Annotated in this window: 15 protein-coding genes; 2 read left to right on the forward strand and 13 right to left on the reverse strand. The window is 52.8% G+C overall.

Annotated features, from left to right (window positions below; genetic code table 11):
• Positions 1-126: 126 nt before the first annotated feature.
• Both AF331_RS15140 and AF331_RS15145 read left to right on the forward strand, forming a co-directional pair.
• Positions 127-495, forward strand: a complete 369-nt coding sequence (locus AF331_RS15140) for a cupin domain-containing protein (RefSeq protein ID WP_053428890.1) — start codon at positions 127-129, stop codon at positions 493-495.
• Between the two features lie 20 nt (positions 496-515).
• Positions 516-1589 carry an AbrB family transcriptional regulator gene (locus tag AF331_RS15145; RefSeq protein WP_053428891.1) on the forward strand — a complete coding sequence of 358 codons (1074 nt, stop codon included), beginning with the start codon at positions 516-518 and terminating at the stop codon, positions 1587-1589.
• On the opposite strand, the gene AF331_RS15150 is transcribed toward AF331_RS15145, so the two are convergent.
• The 13 genes from AF331_RS15150 to pcrA form a co-directional block, all read right to left on the reverse strand.
• Complete coding sequence (locus AF331_RS15150; RefSeq protein WP_235576402.1) at positions 1570-2010, reverse strand: YueI family protein; 441 nt, start codon at positions 2008-2010, stop codon at positions 1570-1572. The two genes, AF331_RS15145 and AF331_RS15150, sit on opposite strands and share 20 nt — an antisense overlap.
• A 223-nt stretch (positions 2011-2233) precedes the next feature.
• Complete coding sequence (gene argF, locus AF331_RS15155) at positions 2234-3181, reverse strand: ornithine carbamoyltransferase (protein ID WP_053428892.1); 948 nt, start codon at positions 3179-3181, stop codon at positions 2234-2236.
• Complete coding sequence (locus AF331_RS15160) at positions 3178-6249, reverse strand: carbamoyl phosphate synthase large subunit (protein WP_053428893.1); 3072 nt, start codon at positions 6247-6249, stop codon at positions 3178-3180. Before AF331_RS15160 ends, argF begins: the two co-directional genes overlap by 4 nt.
• The gene (locus AF331_RS15165) at positions 6242-7306 is read right to left on the reverse strand and encodes a carbamoyl phosphate synthase small subunit (RefSeq protein WP_053428894.1); all 1065 of its coding nucleotides are present in this window, start codon (positions 7304-7306) and stop codon (positions 6242-6244) included. Before AF331_RS15165 ends, AF331_RS15160 begins: the two co-directional genes overlap by 8 nt.
• A gap of 139 nt (positions 7307-7445) precedes the next feature.
• Positions 7446-8594, reverse strand: a complete 1149-nt coding sequence (locus AF331_RS15170) for an acetylornithine transaminase (RefSeq protein WP_053428895.1) — start codon at positions 8592-8594, stop codon at positions 7446-7448.
• A complete protein-coding gene (argB, locus tag AF331_RS15175) occupies positions 8591-9400 on the reverse strand; it encodes an acetylglutamate kinase (protein ID WP_235576403.1) in 810 nt (269 codons plus the stop codon). Before argB ends, AF331_RS15170 begins: the two co-directional genes overlap by 4 nt.
• Entirely contained in the window at positions 9363-10592 is a 1230-nt protein-coding gene (argJ, locus tag AF331_RS15180) for a bifunctional ornithine acetyltransferase/N-acetylglutamate synthase (protein ID WP_053428897.1), read from the reverse strand. Before argJ ends, argB begins: the two co-directional genes overlap by 38 nt.
• A 14-nt stretch (positions 10593-10606) precedes the next feature.
• Positions 10607-11641 carry an N-acetyl-gamma-glutamyl-phosphate reductase gene (argC, locus tag AF331_RS15185; protein ID WP_053428898.1) on the reverse strand — a complete coding sequence of 345 codons (1035 nt, stop codon included), beginning with the start codon at positions 11639-11641 and terminating at the stop codon, positions 10607-10609.
• Between the two features lie 256 nt (positions 11642-11897).
• The gene (aceA, locus tag AF331_RS15190; protein WP_235576404.1) at positions 11898-13178 is read right to left on the reverse strand and encodes an isocitrate lyase; all 1281 of its coding nucleotides are present in this window, start codon (positions 13176-13178) and stop codon (positions 11898-11900) included.
• A gap of 54 nt (positions 13179-13232) precedes the next feature.
• Positions 13233-14810, reverse strand: a complete 1578-nt coding sequence (gene aceB, locus AF331_RS15195; RefSeq protein WP_053428899.1) for a malate synthase A — start codon at positions 14808-14810, stop codon at positions 13233-13235.
• 167 nt (positions 14811-14977) lie between these two features.
• Positions 14978-16129 carry a CamS family sex pheromone protein gene (locus tag AF331_RS15200; RefSeq protein ID WP_053428900.1) on the reverse strand — a complete coding sequence of 384 codons (1152 nt, stop codon included), beginning with the start codon at positions 16127-16129 and terminating at the stop codon, positions 14978-14980.
• Positions 16130-16144: 15 nt separating this feature from the next.
• Positions 16145-18151, reverse strand: coding sequence for an NAD-dependent DNA ligase LigA (gene ligA, locus AF331_RS15205; protein WP_053428901.1), 2007 nt, complete (start codon positions 18149-18151; stop codon positions 16145-16147).
• Between the two features lie 35 nt (positions 18152-18186).
• Positions 18187-20400 carry a DNA helicase PcrA gene (gene pcrA, locus AF331_RS15210; protein WP_053428902.1) on the reverse strand — a complete coding sequence of 738 codons (2214 nt, stop codon included), beginning with the start codon at positions 20398-20400 and terminating at the stop codon, positions 18187-18189.
• Positions 20401-20406 lie beyond the last annotated feature (6 nt).

Consider the following 20406-nt stretch of genomic DNA (forward strand, 5'->3'; position numbering starts at 1 on the left):
ATAACGCTTAGACAGCCGTTTCCCCAAGCATTTCCTCGGTTACAAAAAAACCTCAACGATTCCATCCTGTCGAATAAAAGAGGAATCACTCGGCGATTGGACGAAATAGTGGAGGAGGTGTATGCTATGAAAATATATGAGTTCACTAAAGAATCCGGTAAAACCATAACCCGGTTCAACAGCAGCGGGGTGACGATCCACCCCCTTTTGAAGCCTGATTCACCATTCCAGATCGGCTATTTTTATCTTGAGGCAAAGAGCGTCCTCGGAATGCATCCGGCAATGTGCGACCAAGTGCTTATGATCACGTCAGGCAATGGATGGGTACGGGTGAAGGATGGGGAAAAGCGTCCTGTAAAAGCAGGAATGGCTGTGTATTGGAGTGAAGGTGAAGAACATGAATCAGGAACTGAAACGGGCATGACCGCCATCGTCGCGGAAGGTTCAGACTTGGACCCTAAGCGATTCCTGTCTTCCTTTCAACCGGAGGATTAATCAAGAAAGGATCCTGTTTTATGCGAATACTTGCATCATTGATCGTCGGCTTCCTTGGCGGAGGCATATTCACTCTTCTCCACGTCCCGTTATCGTGGATGCTCGGGGCGATGGTTTCCATGTTCATCGCGAAGAAATGGGGGAAGATCGACCTGAAATGGCCGCCCATGCTGAGGAATCTGGCCCTCGTCATCGTCGGATACTCCATCGGTCACTCTTTCAGTAAACGGACCGTGGTGGAGATCTTCACTCAGCTCCCCACCATGCTGTTGATGACCATCTTCATCATCGTCTTCAGCATGGGGCTCGCATTCATCATCACCAAGGCGACGGGCATCAACCTGGCCTCCACCATCACGGGGAGTGTGCCGGGAGGATTGTCCCAAATGGTGGTCCTCGGGGAGGAAATGAAAAATGTGAACCTGACGGTGGTAACGATCCTTCAGGTTGTCCGGGTCCTCAGTGTCGTATGTATCGTCCCCTTCCTCGTGTTCAGCCCCTTGCTCGGAGGCGAGGCGGCGAATACGTCAGGGGTCCCGCCGACAGATCCGGCGTCGTTCCGTTGGGGACTGCTGCTCTTTTTCGCAGTGGCTGTCATCACGGGGCTGCTGGCGAAGAAGATCCGCTTTCCCACCCCCTTCCTCCTTGGCCCGATCCTGGTGATCGGAGGATGCATGATCGGAGGGGCAGGAGTGCCGGATATGCCCGGAGTATTCATCATCCTGGCTCAGCTTTCCCTGGGGATCTATTTCAGCTTCATGCTGGATATCTCCCCTTCAAGGCAGCTGACGGCCTTCATCCTTTGGTCGGTCGTCACATCAATCGGACTGCTAGCCTTTTCCATCGGGCTCAGCTTCCTGCTCAGCAGTTGGCATCATATCTCCTTCATGACGGCATTCATCAGCCTATCACCGGGGGGCATGGCAGAGATGGCACTGCTGGGTCACGCAGTCGGAGCCGATCTATCCATCATCACCGGGTACCATCTGTTCAGAATCCTGTTCATCCTGTTCCTCATGCCGCCAGCGCTGAAGGCGATATTCAAGCTTCCCTATTTCAAGGAATCGGACAACTCTAGAAGAGCATCTTCTTGATCGAAGAGAAGATGCTCTTCTTCTTTTTGACGTCTTCCTTCTTCTTCAATGATTTTTCCTGTACAAATATCTCTTCTTTGTCGATGGCTTCGTTGTAGGCCAATACAAGCCCAACATCCGTCTCGGTCTCCATATTCGTCACCATGGAGAAGGAGATGTTGAATGTATCGGCAAGTTTGATGTATTTTGAGAGGAAGGTATAGCTCATTGAACCGTTCAGAAGGAGCCTGGCATCAGGGTTCTCCTTAAGGGCTTCCTGCACTTCCTTATAGACGCCCTTCTCCCTTACCTGACTCTGCGTAAGAGCCACGACAACACGCTCGCGCAGCGACCCTAAAAACTTCCTTCTTTCATCGGGCTTCGTCTGCTTCTGCCCATATATTCCATTTTCCAAATAATCATCCATTGTCGGTTTACTCAAAACCAGGCACCTCCAAACGTAATCAATCATAGGCTCTCCTACACTCTATGTTCCCATGTGTATGTTTGATAATCCTTGATTGCTTCCTTTTTGTTCAAAGGAAAAGGCCCGCTTCCTTTTAGGGAGCGAACCTTTTCCTATCACGACGATTCATTTTATCCGATAAAGTACTGTTTTTCAATACGTTTTTTACACTTTTTGAAAGTCGCTTCAACCCGCACCGTTATAGGACGGATTGGAGGATGGCCTTCTGGACGTGGAGGCGGTTTTCAGCTTGCTGGAAAACCGCCGATTGCGGTCCATCGATGACCTCCGCAGTGACCTCTTCCTCACGATGGGCCGGCAGGCAATGAAGGAAGCTTGCATCGGCTGCTGCATGGCTCATGAGACCGGCATTCACTTGATACGGTGTAAATGCCGTCATACGGGTTTCCGCCTCCTCTTCCTGCCCCATGCTCGCCCATACATCCGTATAGACGATGTTAGCGCCTGCTACGGCCTCCACGGGGTCATAATGCAGCGTGTAGCTCCCACCATTGAGCTTGGCCAGCTGCAACGTCTGTTCTTCGATCTCCTTCACAGGCTCATACCCTTCCGGACAGGAGACGACGACGTCCATGCCGAGCTTTGCCGCAAGGATCATGAACGAGTGGGCGACATTGTTCCCATCCCCGATGAAAACAGCCTTTACCCCTTTGAAGCTTCCTTTCAGCTCCAGGATCGTCAGGACATCTGCAAGGGCCTGACAAGGGTGATAGGTATCACACAGCCCATTGATGACGGGAACGGAAGCATGCTTTGCAAGCTCCGTGACCGTTTCGGTATGGAAGGTCCTGATCATGATCCCATCTACATAGGAGGATAGCACCTTTGCCGTATCGGCGATGGTCTCTCCCCTTCCCAGCTGGATATCTTTCGAATTCAGGTAGATGGCGTGACCACCCATTTGGAGCATGCCTGCTTCGAACGAAACCCTTGTACGGGTTGACGATTTTTCAAAGATCATGGCAAGGGTCTTCCCTTCCAGCTTCTTGGAATGGGGCTGTTTCTTCAGGCTTTGGGCAAGATCCAGCAGCTCGAGGATTTCATCCGTTGAATAATCCAGCCAGGTTACCACATCACGCCCCTTGAACGCATTCCCCACACTTTTTAAGGCTGTACTTGATTTCATACTCCGCTCACTCCTTGCTTGATTTTGTATTCGGTCAAATGAATCGGTGCCCCGCCTGCCCCTTGACTCCTGATGAACGCGAGGAGTGTAGCGGGCTCTGTGATCACGGTGATCCCGGCCTCCAAGGCTTCGATCCTTTTCTCCTTACCTTCTCTGGTCTGTTCGTCATTATAGTAAAGGGCAGCCCCGTCGGACTTCACCCAGCTTTTGAATCCGGCGGTTCCCGAGGTCCCATGCTTCACAAGCTCACTGTCCTTGGCATCCACAAAGATCGTCCCACCTGCCTCCATGTCATCATGAAGGGTAACGAACACTTTATGCAGGGCTTCCTCCACCGTCCCCCCGATGCAAAGACCTTCTCCAGTGGACTTCATATTGGCTCCCAGGGTCTGATCCAATTCCGGAAGGGCATGAGAAGAGAAGACGGGATATTTCACTCCTTTGAGATTGACATCCTGAGGAGATGGAACATCGAATGCACTCAGCTCCGCTGATGGATCAGCCAGGAGGTCGATTGCCAGATCGACGAGTGGATAGCCGATGATCTTGCTTACAATCGGGATCGTCCGACTCGCCCTCGGGTTCACCTCGAGCATGAGGAGTTCGTCACCCTTGAGAAGGAACTGGATATTCATGAGCCCTTTATAACCGAGGGACGAGATGAGACTGTCGGCATATTCACCGATCCTGGCCACGATGTGCTCTGGGACCGATTCGGAAGGGAAGATGGACATACTATCGCCGGAATGGACCCCTGCCCGCTCGATATGCTCCATGACGCCTGGTATATAGGCTTTTTTTCCGTCCGCCACCAGGTCTACCTCCACTTCTCCACCTGCTTTGAACTCATCGATCAGGATCGGGAAGTAGGAGGATTCCGCTTCTTCCAACAGTTCCTTCAGTTCCCCAGGTGTCTCCACCTTGACCATTCCTTTTCCGCCTATTACGTAAGAAGGGCGGCACAGGAGCGGGTACGTGAGGGTTTTCGCCACTTGGATGGCCTCATTTCGGCTGTGGCAAATATCTCCGTTCACATGTGGAATATCCAGTCGGTCAAGAAGCTCGTAGAAACGTTCGCGGTCCTCAAGATGATCGATGGTATCAAACGATGTGCCGAGAAGCTTCACTCCGTGTTCTTCAAGATCCTGCGCAAGATTCAATGCGGTCTGGCCACCGAACTGCACCAGTACGGCATCGATGGACTCGTGGGCAATGATGGCCAGGATCGATTCCTTCGTGATCGGCTCAAAGTAAAGACGGTCTGCTGTTTCATAGTCCGTACTCACCGTTTCGGGATTGTTATTGACTGTGATGGTCGTATATCCGTGTTCCTTCAGGCGCTGTATGGCCTTGACGGCGCTGTAATCAAATTCGACGCCCTGACCGATCCTGATCGGTCCGGCTCCGATGATCAACACCTTTTTGTCCCCTTCCAGGGGTTCAATTTCATTTACACCATAGTAGGTCGAATACACGTAGTTCGTGACCGCTTCGAATTCACCGGCACATGTATCCACCATCTTGAAGACCGGTTTGAGGTCTTGCTTCCATGGGGCAATCCATTCGGGACTTTTCCCCGATAATGCCAGGATTTTATCATCATCGAACCGCTGCTCTTTGGCCTGCTTATAAAGGTGTTCGTCCAGGCTGCCGGTCTTCAGGCTGCTCTCGGTTTCCACCAGATGCTGAAGAACGCCAAGGAAAAGGGAATCAATCTCCGTCTTTTCATGTAGCTCCGACACGGAATACCCTCTTCTCATCAGCTCTAGGAGTTCAAAGAATCGGAGATCCGTCGCCACGCCGATCCTCTGGAGCAGCTCTCCGTCCGTCGCCTCTCCTTTGAACTCAAGCCCCTGAGAAGAAATATCCAAGGATTGCACCGCTTTATGGAAGGCGGCCTCCATGGAACGTTCGATGGCCATCACTTCCCCCGTTGCCTTCATCTTGGTCCCAAGGACACGGTTTGCTTCCGGGAATTTATCGAACGGCCATCTCGGGAACTTCACGACCACGTAGTCGAGGGCCGGTTCGAAACTTGCGAATGTCGTTTGTGTCAGGGGATTGATGATTTCATTGAGCGTATAGCCGATGGCAAGCTTCACGGCAATCTTCGCAATCGGATACCCCGTCGCTTTAGATGCGAGGGCCGAAGACCTGCTTACCCGCGGGTTCACTTCGATCACATAGTATTGGCTGCTGTAAGGGTCTAAAGCAAACTGTATATTGCATCCACCGATCACTTCGAGGGCATCGACGATATCAAGGGCTGCCGTCCTCAGCATATGGAATTCCTGATCGGTCAAGGTCTGCGACGGGGCCACCACGATGGAATCCCCCGTATGGACGCCCACTGGATCGAAGTTTTCCATATTGCACACCGATATACAGTTTCCTTTCGAATCTCTCATGACCTCATACTCGATTTCCTTGAAGCCCGCAATGCTCTTCTCCACCAGGAGCTGGTGAATCGGGCTTGCCTTCAATCCCGTTCCGACAAGCTTTCGGTACTCTTCCTCGGTCGCCGCGATACCGCCTCCACGCCCCCCCAGTGTGTACGCAGGACGTACGATGACCGGATAGGAAACGGTCTCTGCGAAGGCAAGAGCCCCTTCCAGATCTTCGACGATGGCACTTTCCGCAACGGGATGTGCCAGTTCATTCATCAGATCACGGAATTTCTCACGATCCTCCCCTTTTTGGATGGAAGGAACCGATGTACCAAGGAGCTTCACGCCATTTCCTTCAAGGATGCCTTTTTCATGAAGCTGAACGGCCAAGTTCAATGCCGTCTGGCCGCCAAGGTTGGCAAGGATGCCGTCTGGCTTCTCGATTTCGATGATCTTCGTTAGGGACGGGACCGTGAGTGGCTCGCAGTATACCTTATCCGCATACGTTGTATCCGTCATGATCGTTGCAGGGTTATGGTTCACAAGGACGACTTCATAGCCTTCTTCTTTCAGGGCCAGGCACCCCTGCGTCCCGGAATAATCAAATTCCGCCGCTTGACCAATGATGATGGGGCCTGAACCGATGATGAGGATCTTGTTTAGTGTTGGCTCTTTAGGCATAGATTTTCTCTCTCCCTGACTTTGTAATGGATTGATGGAACTGTTCAAATATCCACGATGCATCTTCCGGGCCTGGACGGGCTTCCGGATGGAACTGGACGCTCACGATCGGTTTGGTCCTGTGCTGAAGCCCCTCAAGGGAGCCGTCATTTACATTCCGGAAGCGTGGATACAGCTCCGTGCCGGCAAGGCTCGCCGGCTCGACAACATAGTTATGATTCTGGGACGTGATGAATACTTTCCCCGTCTCTCCGTCGATCACGGGATGATTCGCCCCCCGATGACCAAACAAAAGCTTCTCGGTATTCCCACCGAGGGCAAGGGCGATGAGCTGGTGACCGAGACAGATACCTAGGGTCGGCACCTCAAGGATCTTCTCCTTCAGCACGGTCAGAAGATCCGTCATTTCCTTTGGATCCCCTGGTCCATTGGAGAGGACCATTCCGTCGTACTCAAGATGATCAAGCTGATCGAGCTGATGGAAAGGAACGACCGTAACGGAACAGCCCAATTTGAGCAGACTGTTCACGATGGACTTCTTCACGCCGAAATCGATGACGGCAATGTGGGTATTTCCGCTCCCCTGTCTCTGCAGGGACTGAGCGGCCACCCGTCCGATCTGACCGGTCAAATGGTCTTTCGATGGCATGACGGATGTGTGGGATATGCAGGCATTCTGACTGCCTCCCTGCCGGATCGATTTGACCACCTGACGGGTATCGACCCCCGTCATATGGGGAATTTCCCACTTCACAAGGTAATCCTTCAAAGACGAGTTGGCGTGATAATGGGAATACACATCAGGTGCTTGAAGCATGATCACACCCTTCACCTGGGGCTTCATGCTTTCGGAATCATCGTCGTTGATCCCGTATTGGCCGATCAGGGGATACGTAAAGACAACAATCTGATCTTTATACGATGGATCGGTCAATACTTCCTGATAACCCGTCATTCCAGTGAAGAATACGATTTCTCCCAATGCGGGTCCCTCCCCGCTCATGTGAACCTCCCCCTGAAAGGTGAGGCCATTTTCCAAACATAGATAACCAGGCATGGGATTTCCTCCTTGATGTATGAATTAATATTAATAATTAAGTATTTTTATACATTTATAATCAAAAAAAGAACGGGAATCAAAGGTGTGTGCCTGGTGACCGACTGTCCGGCCGATCACCATCACCAGGCTCTCCCCCTTACACCACGGCCGTTGCCTTGCCGAGTGCTTCTTCCACTTTTGCCACCGCTTGATCGATCTCCTCCCGGCTGACGGTCAATGGAGGCAGGAGACGGATCACCTTCGGACCAGCCGGGAGCGTCAGAAGTCCGTTCTCCCTGAGATCCGTGATGATGCCCCCTGCTTCCGACTCAAGCCCGATCCCGATCATGAGGCCGTTCCCCCTGATGGAGACGTTATGAGCGGAAAGCTTATCCTTCAGTTCCTTCATGAAGTAAGCTCCCTTATCCTCTACTTCCTGTAAGAAAGAAGGGACGAAGATTGTCTCAAGCGTTGCTTTGGCCGCTGCCATGGCAAGGGGATTCCCACCGAACGTGGAGCCATGTGTTCCAGGAGAGAATGAAGCCGTGAGGGCCTCCTTCCCGATCATGGCGCCGACAGGAAAACCACTGCCGAGTCCCTTCGCCGCCGTGACGATGTCAGGGTTCAGATCATGATGCTGATACGCGAATGGTCTTCCCGTACGTCCGATACCGGTCTGGACTTCATCGACGATAAGGAGGGCGCCCCATTCCCTGCACTTCGCCTCGACTGCCTTCAGGAAAGCGGTGGTACCCGGTATCACGCCTCCCTCGCCCTGGATGATTTCCACCATGATGGCGGCTATCTCGTCCCCTTTGATGCCTTCAAGGGCCGATTCGTCATTATACGGTAAATAGTCAAAGGAAGGAGCTAAGGGGCCAAAGCCACTATGCACTTTTTCCTGACCGGTGGCGCTCATCGTGGCGAACGTCCGGCCATGGAAGGATTGTTTGAACGTCAGGATCTTCGTTTTACCCGTGTGCTTCTTGGCAAGCTTGATGGCTGCTTCATTCGCTTCGGCTCCGCTGTTGCAGAAAAATACGGCCTCAAGATCCGTGTGTTCCGTCAAAAGGCCGCCGACCTCTTCCTGAGCGGTGATGGGGAACAGATTGGAGACATGCCATACCTTCTCCAACTGCTCCTTCACCGCCTCTTTCACCACTTCGGGAGAGTGCCCGAGATTGCATACGGCAATTCCTGATATGAAGTCGAGATACGTGCGCCCTTCCCCGTCCTTCACGACCGTCCCTTTTCCTGAAACCAGTTCAAGTTCCCAGCGATTATACGTGGGGAATAAATGACTCATAATCGATTGACTCCTTCTGCTTGTATGATTTTCGTCCCGACAATATTCCCTTCTTCGTAGAGGTTGCCTTTCCCTCCGACAATCATGACTTCCTTCATGCCCGAACCAAGGGTGGAGACAGCCGCTTCGACCTTCGGGATCATCCCGCCGTAAATGGTGCCTTCCTCCACAAGGGAGCGGATGCCTTCTACAGAGGTTTCTTGTATAAGATCGCCGTCCTTCAGGATGCCCGGGACGTCCGTGACCAATAATAGGCGTTCTGCCCCGAGACCCGCTGCAATCGCCGAAGCACCGAGATCGGCATTGACGTTCACCTTCACACCGCCGGATGTGACGGCCAGTGGAGTGACGACGGGAACGTATCCGGAGGAGAGGAGATCTTCAAGAAGATCCGTGTTCACTTTCACGACTTTCCCCACCCGTCCGAGGACCCCCTCATCCAGGAATTCAGCAAGGAGGGTGCTGTTGTCGTAGCCGCACACGCCAACGGCTTTTACACCTGCGTGATTGAAGCGGTGCGTCAGGTCGCCGTTCACTTTTCCTTTCAGCATCTGTTCCGCCACCTCGAACACTTCATCCGTCGTCTTCCGCTGACCGTTGATGAAGGTGGAGCGGATGCCGAGCCTGTCTAGCATCCCGTTGATTTCCGGTCCGCCTCCGTGGACGATGACCACATGATAGTCTTCGGTCATGGAAGCGATGCTGTCGATAAAGGAGGACGGAAGCTGAGACATGACGCTGCCCCCTACTTTGACGACGACTGTTGCCTTACGTGCGGTAGCTTGCATTGATCTTGACGTAGTCATAGGTCAGGTCACACCCCCAAGCCTTCCCTTCTCCGCTTCCTTCCTGAAGGATGATGGAGATGCACACTTTTTCATTCTTCATATACCCGCTCACAAGCGCTTCGTCGAATGCCTGGGGTGTTCCCGAGGTGAACACGAGCGTCTCTCCGATGAAGATATCGCAAAGCTCCGGCTGAATCTTGATGTCACTGTGGCCCATGGCTCCCACGATGCGCCCCCAATTCGGGTCCCCTCCAAAAAGTGCCGTCTTCACCAGGCTGGAACCGACGACCTTTTTGGCTACAACATTGGCTTCCCCGTCGGTGTGGGCCCCTTTGACTGTCACTTCGATCAGCTTGGTGGCACCCTCGCCATCGCGAGCGATCTGTTTGGCGAGGTCTTCACACACAAGGGTCAGCGCCTCCTGGAAAGAGGACCAATCAGGATGCTGTTCGTGAAGCTCTTCATTCCCGGCCAGTCCATTGGCCATCACGACCACCATATCATTCGTCGACGTTTCCCCATCTACGGTGATCTGATTGAATGATCCGTCGATGGATGTCTTCAGGGCCGCTTGGAGGGCAGCAGACGAGATCGAAGCGTCCGTTGTGACGAATCCGAGCATCGTTGCCATGTTCGGATGAATCATACCGGACCCTTTTGCAGAGCCACCGATGGTAACGGTCTCTTCCCCCACCTTCACCCTGTAGCATGCCTTCTTTTCAATGGTATCCGTCGTGAGGATCGCTTGCTGGAATGCAGCGGCCCCTTCTTGTGAATCCGACAGCTCGACCTCCTTGCACCCCCGCTCCATCTTATCCATCTGAAGCCATTCCCCGATCACACCGGTGGAGGCGACAGCGATGTATTCTTCAGGAAGCTGCAATCGCTCCGCCATCCACTCCCTTGTCTGATAGGCATCTTTCAACCCCTGCTCGCCGGTGCAGGCATTGGCGATTGCACTATTGACGACAATGGCTTGCAGAAGCCCTTTTTTCCCGATGCTTTCCTGGGTGACTTTGAGAGGAGGAGCCTGGAAGTGGCTCTGGGTATAGACCGCCCCGCAGTTCGCCGGCACTTCGCTGTAAATGACCCCGAAATCTTTTTTGGCATAACGGAGCCCGATATGAAGTCCCCCGGCCTGATAGCCTTTGGGAGAAAGGATCGTTCCTCCCTGTACCTTCACAATCTCCTCTTTCTCTTTGACTTTCATGATTTCTCCTCCTCTTAAGGATAAATTGGATAGTGATGAAGCCCGGTCGTTTCGTGCCAGCCGAACATCATATTCATATTCTGGACCGCCTGACCGGCTGCACCTTTCATCAGGTTGTCGATGACGGAAACAATCGTGACGCGGCCCGTCCGTTCGTCCATGGACAAGCCTATGTCGCAATAGTTGGTCCCGAATACCTCTTTTGTCCCTGGGAACCCTCCTTTGGGTCGTACCCGGACAAAGGGATGGTCATCGTACTCTTCACGGTAGGAAGCAAGAAGCTCTTCAGTGGAAGAAGGATCCTTCAGTTCCACATAGATCGTCGCCATGATGCCCCTGGTCATGGGCACGAGATGGGTGGAAAACGTGATCGGACCCGCATCGAGAGCCCATTCGTGAAGCTGCTGTTCGATTTCCGGTGTATGCTGGTGCTCATGTACTTTATAGATACGGAAGTTTTCCTGTGTTTCCGCGAAATGACCTGCAAGAGAGGCTTTGCGCCCTGCTCCGGAGAGACCCGTCTTGGCGTCGATGATGACACTGCCCGGCTTGATCCTCCCGGCGGCAGCCAGCGGATACAAGCCTAGCAGGACGGCCGTCGGGAAACAGCCGGGGTTGGCGATCAACTCGGCATCCCTGATCGAGCGTCCGTTGCACTCAGCAAGACCGTATACAGCCCTTTCCAGGGTGTCGGCGGGTGCTGCTTCGCCGTGATACCAGGTTTCATAGGCTCCACGTTCTTTCAGGCGCAAATCTCCTGAAAGGTCGATCACCTTCGCCTGACCACCGAGCAAGCCTGGTGTCATCTTCTTCGAGATCCCTGACGGCGTCGCCAGGAAGACCACATCGAGTCCCTTCATTTGTTCTTCATCGATCGGATGGACACGTTGTTCACTGATCCCGTACAGATGGGGATATTGTTCCGTATAAGGTGTTCCATCGAGGGAGGACGAGTACAGGACACATTCCCTGACCTCCGGGTGATTGGACAGCAGCCGGTACAATTCGACGCCCCCATATCCCGTGCTCCCTACAATACCAACTTTCATTGCATTCACCACTCACATATTTTTTAAATTAGGTATAATTATAGGTATGTATATTAATAAAATCAATAGTATATTTATAAATAATTATTTTATTTAAATAGTTTGGTAATTGGTCCCCGTTTTTTCCCTGAATATAGGTGACGATGGACCGTTCCTTCCGATAGGCCCAATACGTCCTCACTCGACAGGAAGGAATAATCATTCATCCCTTTGCATAAAAAATCCGGCCGCTGCATGCGGACGGATCCCCGTCGAATCAGAATTGTGCTGCTTCCGTGGAACCTTTGAGGGCGGTGGTGGAAGAATTCCCGCCTGTAATGACCATGGACACTTCGTCGAAGTACCCGGTCCCGACTTCCCTTTGATGCCTTGTGGCTGAGTACCCGTGCACCTCGCTGCCGAATTCCGCTTCCTGGAGTTCAGAGTAGGCGGCCATCCCGCGGTCCTTGTATCCCCTGGCAAGCTCGAACATGCTGTGATTCAGGGCATGGAAGCCAGCGAGGGTCACGAATTGGAATTTGTAGCCCATGGCTCCGAGCTCCCTCTGGAACTTGGCGATGGTCTCATCGTCCAGCTTCTTCTTCCAGTTGAAGGACGGGGAACAATTATAGGCAAGGAGTTTTCCTGGATATTGCTCGTGGATGGCTTCTGCAAACCGTCTCGCTTCTTCCAGATTCGGTTCGGACGTTTCACACCAGATCAGATCGGCAAATGGGGCATACGCGAGACCCCTGCTGATGGCCTGATCCAGTCCCGAACGGGTCCTGAAGAAACCTTCAGGCGTCCTTTCACCCGTGATGAACGGCGCATCATACGGATCGACATCACTTGTGATCAAGTCGGCGGCGTTGGCATCCGTCCGCGCAATGATGATGGTCGGCACCCCTGATACATCGGCTGCAAGCCTGGCGGAAATCAGATTCTTCACAGACGTCTGGGTCGGCAGGAGGACCTTTCCGCCAAGATGGCCGCATTTCTTCTCAGAAGACAGCTGATCTTCGAAGTGAACGGCCGAAGCCCCTGACTCGATCATGCCCTTCATCAGTTCGAATACATTAAGCTGTCCCCCGAACCCGGCTTCGGCATCCGCTACGATCGGGACGAACCAGTCGATGGATTCATCTCCCTCCACATAGTGGATCTGATCGGCACGCTGCAGGGCCTGGTTGATCCGCTTGACCACGGACGGAACGGAATTGGCGGGATAGAGGCTTTGATCCGGATACATCTGACCGGATAGATTCGCATCCGCCGCTACTTGCCAGCCGCTCAGATAAATGGCTTTCAGGCCCGCCCTCACCTGCTGGACAGCTTGATTGCCCGTCAGTGCCCCGAGGGCATGGACATACGATTCCTCATGAAGGAGCCTCCAAAGCTTCTCCGACCCTTTTTTCGCAATCGTATGCTCGATATCCATACTCCCCTTTAACCGGATTACATCTTGGGCCGAGTAGGGCCTGGTGACTCCTTTCCACCTTTCGTCTCTTTCCCATCCTTCTTGAAGCTCCATTACGCGCTCATTCATCGATCTCGTCATTTTCAACACTCCTTTTTTTGTTTATCCACATGATTATTGTTTCTCCCATATTCCTTAAAGTATGTCATAGCCTTTCAGCGTCAAAAACTCTTCGAACCTATCATTCCGGATCAAATCATCGAACAGTGCCACGGCTTCCGGGAAGCGCTTCTCCTCATACGCGGTGCCGAATTCGTCTTTGATTCTCGTAAGCTCTTCCTGCTTGATGGCTTCATAGAGTTCCAACGTCAGCTTCCGTCCGTCTGCCAGGACCCCTTCCGGATGCCTGATCCACTGCCAAAGCTGCGCCCGGGAGATCTCGGCGGTTGCGGCATCCTCCATCAGGTGGTTGATCGGTACTGCCCCCTGCCCTTTCAGCCAGGCAGCCACATAGCGGATCCCTACGTTGATATTCAGGCGCACCCCGGCTTCCGTGATTGTTCCCTCTGGAAGCTGTAGGAGGTCCTCCGCTGTGATCTGCAGACCCGTCAGCCGTTTATCCCCGATCTGATTATCCCCGGGCATCTCCCCGTCGAATACATCTTTCGCGACCTGTACCAGTCCGGGATGCGCGACCCAGGTACCGTCATGTCCATCCCTCGCTTCCCGCTCCTTATCCTGTCGTACCTTCCGGAAAGCTTCCTCGTTCTTTGCGGGATCGCCTTTAATGGGAATCTGCGCTGCCATTCCTCCTATCGCCGGTGCCCCCCTCCGGTGACAGGTCTTGATCGTCAGCAGGGAGTAGGCCCTCATGAACGGCGCCGTCATGGTGACGGTGGAGCGGTCGGGAAGGACCCCCCTCGCACGGAATTTTTTGATATAGCTGAAGATATAATCCCAACGCCCACAGTTGAGGCCAGCCGAATGCTCTTTCAGTTCATAGAGGATTTCATCCATTTCAAACGCAGCGGTGATGGTTTCGATCAGGACCGTTGCTTTGATCGTCCCCCTCGGCAGTCCGACCGCCTTCTGGGAAAAGATGAACACATCATTCCAGAAGCGGGCCTCCTGGTGACTTTCAAGCTTGGGAAGGTAGAAGAATGGTCCCCTTCCGGTGGCGGCAAGCTTCGGGCCGCTGTGGAAGAGATGCAAACCGAAATCCACCAGGCCAGCGGAGAGAGGTTCACCATCCAGCTCAATATGCTTCTCCACCAGGTGCATCCCCCTCGGTCTGACGATGAGAACGGCCCCTTCCCCGTTGAGGCGATACTCTTTTCCGCCGGGCTGGCTGTAGTGGATTGAACCGTTTACGGCATCCCGCAGATTGACTTGCCCTTCCATGACATTCTGCCATGTCGGAGATGTCGCATCCTCCAGGCAGGCCATGAAGCAATTCGCACCGGAGTTCAAAGCATTGATCATCATCTTGCGATCGACCGGCCCGGTGATTTCCACCCGGCGATCTTTCAAGGCTTCCGGCAGTTCATCTACTGTCCAGGCAAGCTTGCGGATATGCTCCGTCTCGTCCAGGAAACCTGGTGATCCCCCTTCATCAAACCGTTTTTGACGATTCAACCTTGCTTCAAGCAGTTCCTTCCTCCTTTGACCGAAACGCCTTTCCAGCTGTTCCAGAAATCCCAGTGCTTCATCTGTGAGGATCTCTTTGTATGATCCCTCTCCCTTTATTCTCATGCCTACCACTTTGGTGTCCATCCCTGCTCATCACACCTTCCACTCTGTATTGTTATAATACAGTTTATTTAATATGATTGTATTGTATAACAGATAATTCTGTTATGGAACACCTTTTTACTGCTTATCGTTCGACAATTCTCGCAGCACACGAAAAAACCCCGCCTTTACAGGACGGGGTTGAGGGTTCATTCATAGATATGGACGTAGGTTTCCTTGCTTCCTTTTTTCTTCACGATGAGGGCTTCAGGCCCGTCGGAAGAGGAGATGGTTAATTTCATGTCCCAACCTTCGGGCACATGTTTCGTGATCATAGAGGCCAGATGCTGGGCAAATCCGATGGTTTCAGTCTTCCCTTCAAAGGTGAGGGCGACTTCAAAATCCATCTTTGCCAGTTTATCATCTTCATATAGTGCCTGGCCGGTCAAACCGGTGTACACCGGGAAGTAATCCTCCACGTCATCTTTCAGGGTCTTGAAGACTTTGTAATCATTCGGATGGGCATCGGCCGCTTCGGGGGAAGGGAAGAGATAATGGCTTTCATTGACATCCTTCCAATCCTGGATCGAGTCCTCTCCGTTCCCTGCCACGGAATAGGCGAAGAAATGACCTGGTACACGTTCGTCTTTCGGCGCCTGCTTATAAAGGGCAATCATGATCGGGGCGTTTTTGAGCCCGTCTTTCTGACGGAGGCGTTTTACGACCTCTTCGGCCATCTTCATTCCCTGCTGCTTCAGCTCGTCATTGCTGATATTCTTGACGGTCCTGGCTCCGCTGGACATATTCGTCTCATACTGGACCGAGTTCAGGGAGAGGGCAATCACAACCCCACCAAGCCGGACTTTATCCCCTTCGGTCTTCATGAGGTAGTTGTGTTCCACAAGGTGGGCGAGGTAGATCGGTTCAGTCTCGCCATCCTCCTGGACGGGGTTGAGCCCGATATTCTCGGACTCCTTCATCTTCTTATCCTTCAGCTGCTTGCTCGTATATTTACGCTGCAGCCAGCTGTCGACGGTTTCCTTATCGAGGTATTTCCCTTCTTTGAAGAAATACTCGTCTGTCGGAAATTGATTCTGGGCTACCCGCATAAGCCCCGTCTCGATCTCATTGATATCATAGCGTGATCCGAGGTCGTTCACCACAACGCCGCGGGTTTCACTGGTTTCATACGGCAGCATCGTCTTGTAATAGTCTTCCGAAATTTGAAAGCTCGGTATGATCGCTTTCTCTCCTTCGTCGGATTTGTTCTCCTGAACCACCTGATCCTGCTTCTCAAACGTCGGTGCACATCCTCCCAGTAGGAACAGTACGGAGAGAGCGGCCACGATTCCTTTTTTCATTCGTTGCTACACCTCTTATCGGTTTAGTTCTTCCAACAGCTTATCCTCATCCCAAACCTCGATCTCCAGCTCATTGGCTTTCGTCAGCTTGGAACCTGCTTCTTCCCCTGCAATGACGAGATCGGTTTTCTTGCTCACGCTTCCTGTCACCTTGCCTCCGAGGGCTTCGATCCGTTCTTTTGCTTCATTCCTGCTGAGCTGTTCGATCTTCCCTGTAAGGACGATGGTCTTCCCTGCGAAATAGGAGTCCACGTCGCTTGCAGCGACCGGTTTCGGTCCTTTATATTCCATATTCACTCCAGCATCCTTCAATTCCTGGAGCAGCTCCTGTACTTCTTCGTTCTCGAAATAGGCGACGATGGCTTCAGCCATTTTCCCGCCGATCTCATTGACAGCCGTCAGCTCTTCAGCAGACGCCGAGGATAGCTTATCCATCGTCCCGAATTCCTGGGACAGGGTCTTGGCGGCTTTGGCACCGACATGACGGATTCCGAGGCCGAACAGCAGCTTTTCAAGTGAGTTCTTCTTCGATGCTTCGATGGCGGCAAGGAGATTATCAACGGATTTCTCCCCCATCCGTTCAAGGGCCAGAAGCTGCTCACGTTCCAGTCGATACAGGTCGGCTACATCTTCAATGAGTTGTTCCCTGAACAACTGGCTGATGACCTTCTCTCCCAGTCCGTCGATATTCATGGCATTGCGTGAAACGAAATGGATGAGTCCTTCCCTGATCTGAGCGGGACATTTCGGATTGATGCACCGGAGGGCGACCTCTCCTTCCAGTCTCACCAGTTCGCTTTCACACTCCGGACAGTGGGTCGGCATGGAGAATTCCTGTTCTTCGCCGGTACGCTTTTCTTCGAGTACGTTCACCACTTCAGGGATGATATCCCCTGCCTTTTTGATCACAACGTGGTCGCCGATCTTGATGTCTTTCTCCCTGATAAGGTCTTCATTATGCAGGGAGGCACGTTGAACGGTCGTCCCTGCAACCCTGACAGGCTCGAGGATCGCAGTCGGCGTCACCACACCGGTGCGTCCGACACTCAGCTCGATGTCCTTCAGGATCGTGACGACTTCTTCTGCCGGAAACTTGAAGGCGATGGCCCATCTTGGGCTCTTCGCCGTCGTCCCGAGTTCACTCTGTTGATCGAGGGCATCCACTTTGATGACGATCCCGTCGATGTCATACGAGAGATCAGGACGGCCCTGCGTCCATTCCTCCACGTATTCCAGTACTTCCTCAATCGTGGCACACCGTTTGCGCTCCGGATTCGTCTTGAATCCAAGCTCATCCAGCCGGTCGAGCCCCTCGCTGTGGGACTCGATCCCCATATCCCCGATTTCCGCCAGGGCATAGAGGAAGATATCGAGGTTACGCGAAGCCGCGATTTTCGGATCAAGCTGACGAAGGGAGCCTGCCGCTGCGTTCCGCGGATTGGCAAACGGTTCTTCTCCCCGCTCTTCTTTCGCGGCATTCAATGCTTCGAACGACCGTTTCGGCATGAACGCCTCGCCCCTCACTTCAAATGCGGCCGTTTCTTTCACTTTCAAGGGAATCGAACGGATCGTCTTCAGGTTGGAGGTGATGTCTTCTCCGATGGAACCATCCCCCCGGGTGGCACCCTGAACGAAGCGGCCGCCCTCATAACGGAGGGAAACGGCAAGTCCATCGATCTTCAGCTCGCATACATAGGAAAAATCGTCGCCGACTGCCTGGCGGACACGTCTGTCGAAATCCCGTAGGTCCTGCTCGTTGAAGGCATTCCCGAGACTGAGCATGGGCGTCCTGTGCTCGACTTTTTCAAAGAAATCAAGGATTGCCCCTCCGACCCGTTGCGTCGGGGAATCCGGTGACTTCAGGTCCGGAAATTGGTCCTCAAGTTCGATGAGCTCCCTCAGACGCTGGTCATATTCGGAATCCGGAACCGACGGCTTGTCGAGTACATGATATTCATAGTTATACTGATTCAAGGTTTCGTGCAGCTCCTGCACGCGCTTTTCAGCTGATTGTCGTTCCATTTCCACACAGCCCTTTCAGACGATTTTTAGGTTGTTCATACTTTTTCAATCGGGGCGAATTTCGCCAGGAGGCGCTTGATGCCCGTCGGACTCGGGAAGGCGATGTCGAGTTCGACGCCGTCACCGGAGCCTTTTACGCTGACCACGGTGCCTGTTCCCCATTTTTTATGCTGTGCTTTATCGCCGACCTGCCAGCTTGCAGCAGCCCCTCCGGATGCCGGTGCCGGACGTGAAACCGGTTTTCTCGGTGCCGGACGCGCAGCCGGGCGTGATGACTGGAAGGAGATGGCGCTTTTCTTCTCGGTCACCACGTTATCCAGCAAATCTGCCGGGATTTCATTGATGAATCGCGAAACGGGATTCATCTTTGTCTGCCCGAAGAGGGTACGCATCTGGGCATTCGAAATATACAGTTCTTCCTCGGCACGGGTGATACCGACATACGCAAGCCTGCGCTCTTCCTCCATCTCGTCTTCTTCCATAAGGGAACGACTGTGGGGAAATACCCCTTCTTCCATCCCCATCAGGAAGACGACAGGGAACTCAAGTCCCTTCGCCGCATGGAGCGTCATGAGGATGACGGAATCCTTCGGCTTATCATCTTCATCCAGCTTGTCGATATCGGCCACAAGGGCAAGGTCGGTCAGGAAGGCCACAAGGCTCTTATCCTCATTCGACTTCTCAAACTCCTTGGTTACAGACAGGAACTCGTCCAAGTTCTCGAGGCGGCTTTGGGATTCAATGGATTTCTCTGCCTTCAGCATGTCGTTGTATCCCGACTTATCTAGGATCTCTTCCACGAGTTCCGTGACGGACAGATACTCCTGCATTCCTGTATAGCCTTTGATCATTTCCTTGAATTCAATCACGGCTTTTGTGATTTTCGGGCTCAACCCGATGAAATCGGCTTCTTCAAGGGCCGTGAACATGGAAATATCATGGTCCTGTGCATATCTGGCAATCTTATCGAGTGACGTCGCCCCCACTCCCCGTTTCGGTACGTTGATGACCCTTTGCAGGCTGATGTCATCATCAGGGTTCGAAATGAGACGCAGATAGGCCAGGATGTCCTTGATCTCTTTACGATCATAGAACTTGATTCCGCCGACGATGGCGTATTCAATATTGGACTTGAGGAGAACTTCCTCCATGACACGGGACTGTGCATTGGTCCGGTACAGGATGGCAAAGTCGGAGTATTTCCGCTTTCCTGCATCCACCATTTCCTTGATTTTACCCGTTACGAACTGAGCTTCGGACTGTTCCGTATCCGCTCTGAAATATGAAATCTTCTCACCGTCATGGTTCTCCGTCCACAGGTTCTTCGGCTTCCGGTTCGAGTTCTTCTGGATGACTTCGTTCGCCGCCTGGAGGATCCGCTTCGTCGAGCGGTAATTCTGCTCGAGGAGGATGACTTTTGCCCTCGGATAATCCTTCTCGAAGGATAGGATATTGGCAATGTCGGCACCGCGCCATTTATAAATGGACTGATCGGAATCACCGACGACACATAGATTCTGGAAGCGCGACGCCATGAGCTTGACGAGCATGTACTGGGCCCTGTTCGTATCCTGATACTCGTCCACATGGATATATTGGAATTTCCGCTGATAGAATTCAAGCACTTCCGGCACCCTTTGGAACAGCTGGATCGTCGTCATGATCAGATCATCGAAGTCGAGCGCCTGATTCTTCCTGAGGCGTCTCTGGTATTCCGTATAAACGTCGGAAACGACCTGATCATAATAGCTCCCTGCGTTCTTCGCGAACTCTTCGGGAGGGATCAGTTCATTCTTCGCTGAGCTGATCGAGCCGAGGATCGATCGTGGATCGAATTTCTTCGGATCGATGTTTCGGTCCTTCAGGATCGACTTGATGACTGACTGTTGATCCGTCGTATCGAGGATCGTGAAGTTTCGGTTGATGCCGATCCGGTCGATATCCCTTCTGAGGATCCGTACACACATGCTGTGGAAGGTGGAAATCCAGATACTCTCAGACGCACCCCCGAGAATATTCGTGATCCGCTCCTTCATCTCCCTTGCCGCTTTATTCGTAAACGTGATGGCCAGTATATTATAAGGATTGACTCCTTTTTCCACCATCAGATAGGCGATCCGGTGGGTCAACACCCTCGTCTTCCCGGAGCCTGCACCTGCCATGATCAACAGAGGCCCATCGGTCGCCTTTACGGCTTCTGCCTGCTGTGGATTCATCCCGTTCAATAATCGATCAGTCAAAAATTGCATTCTCTT

It is taken from the genome of Rossellomorea marisflavi, assembly GCF_001274775.1.
GTDB classification, from domain to species: Bacteria; Bacillota; Bacilli; order Bacillales; family Bacillaceae_B; genus Rossellomorea; species Rossellomorea marisflavi.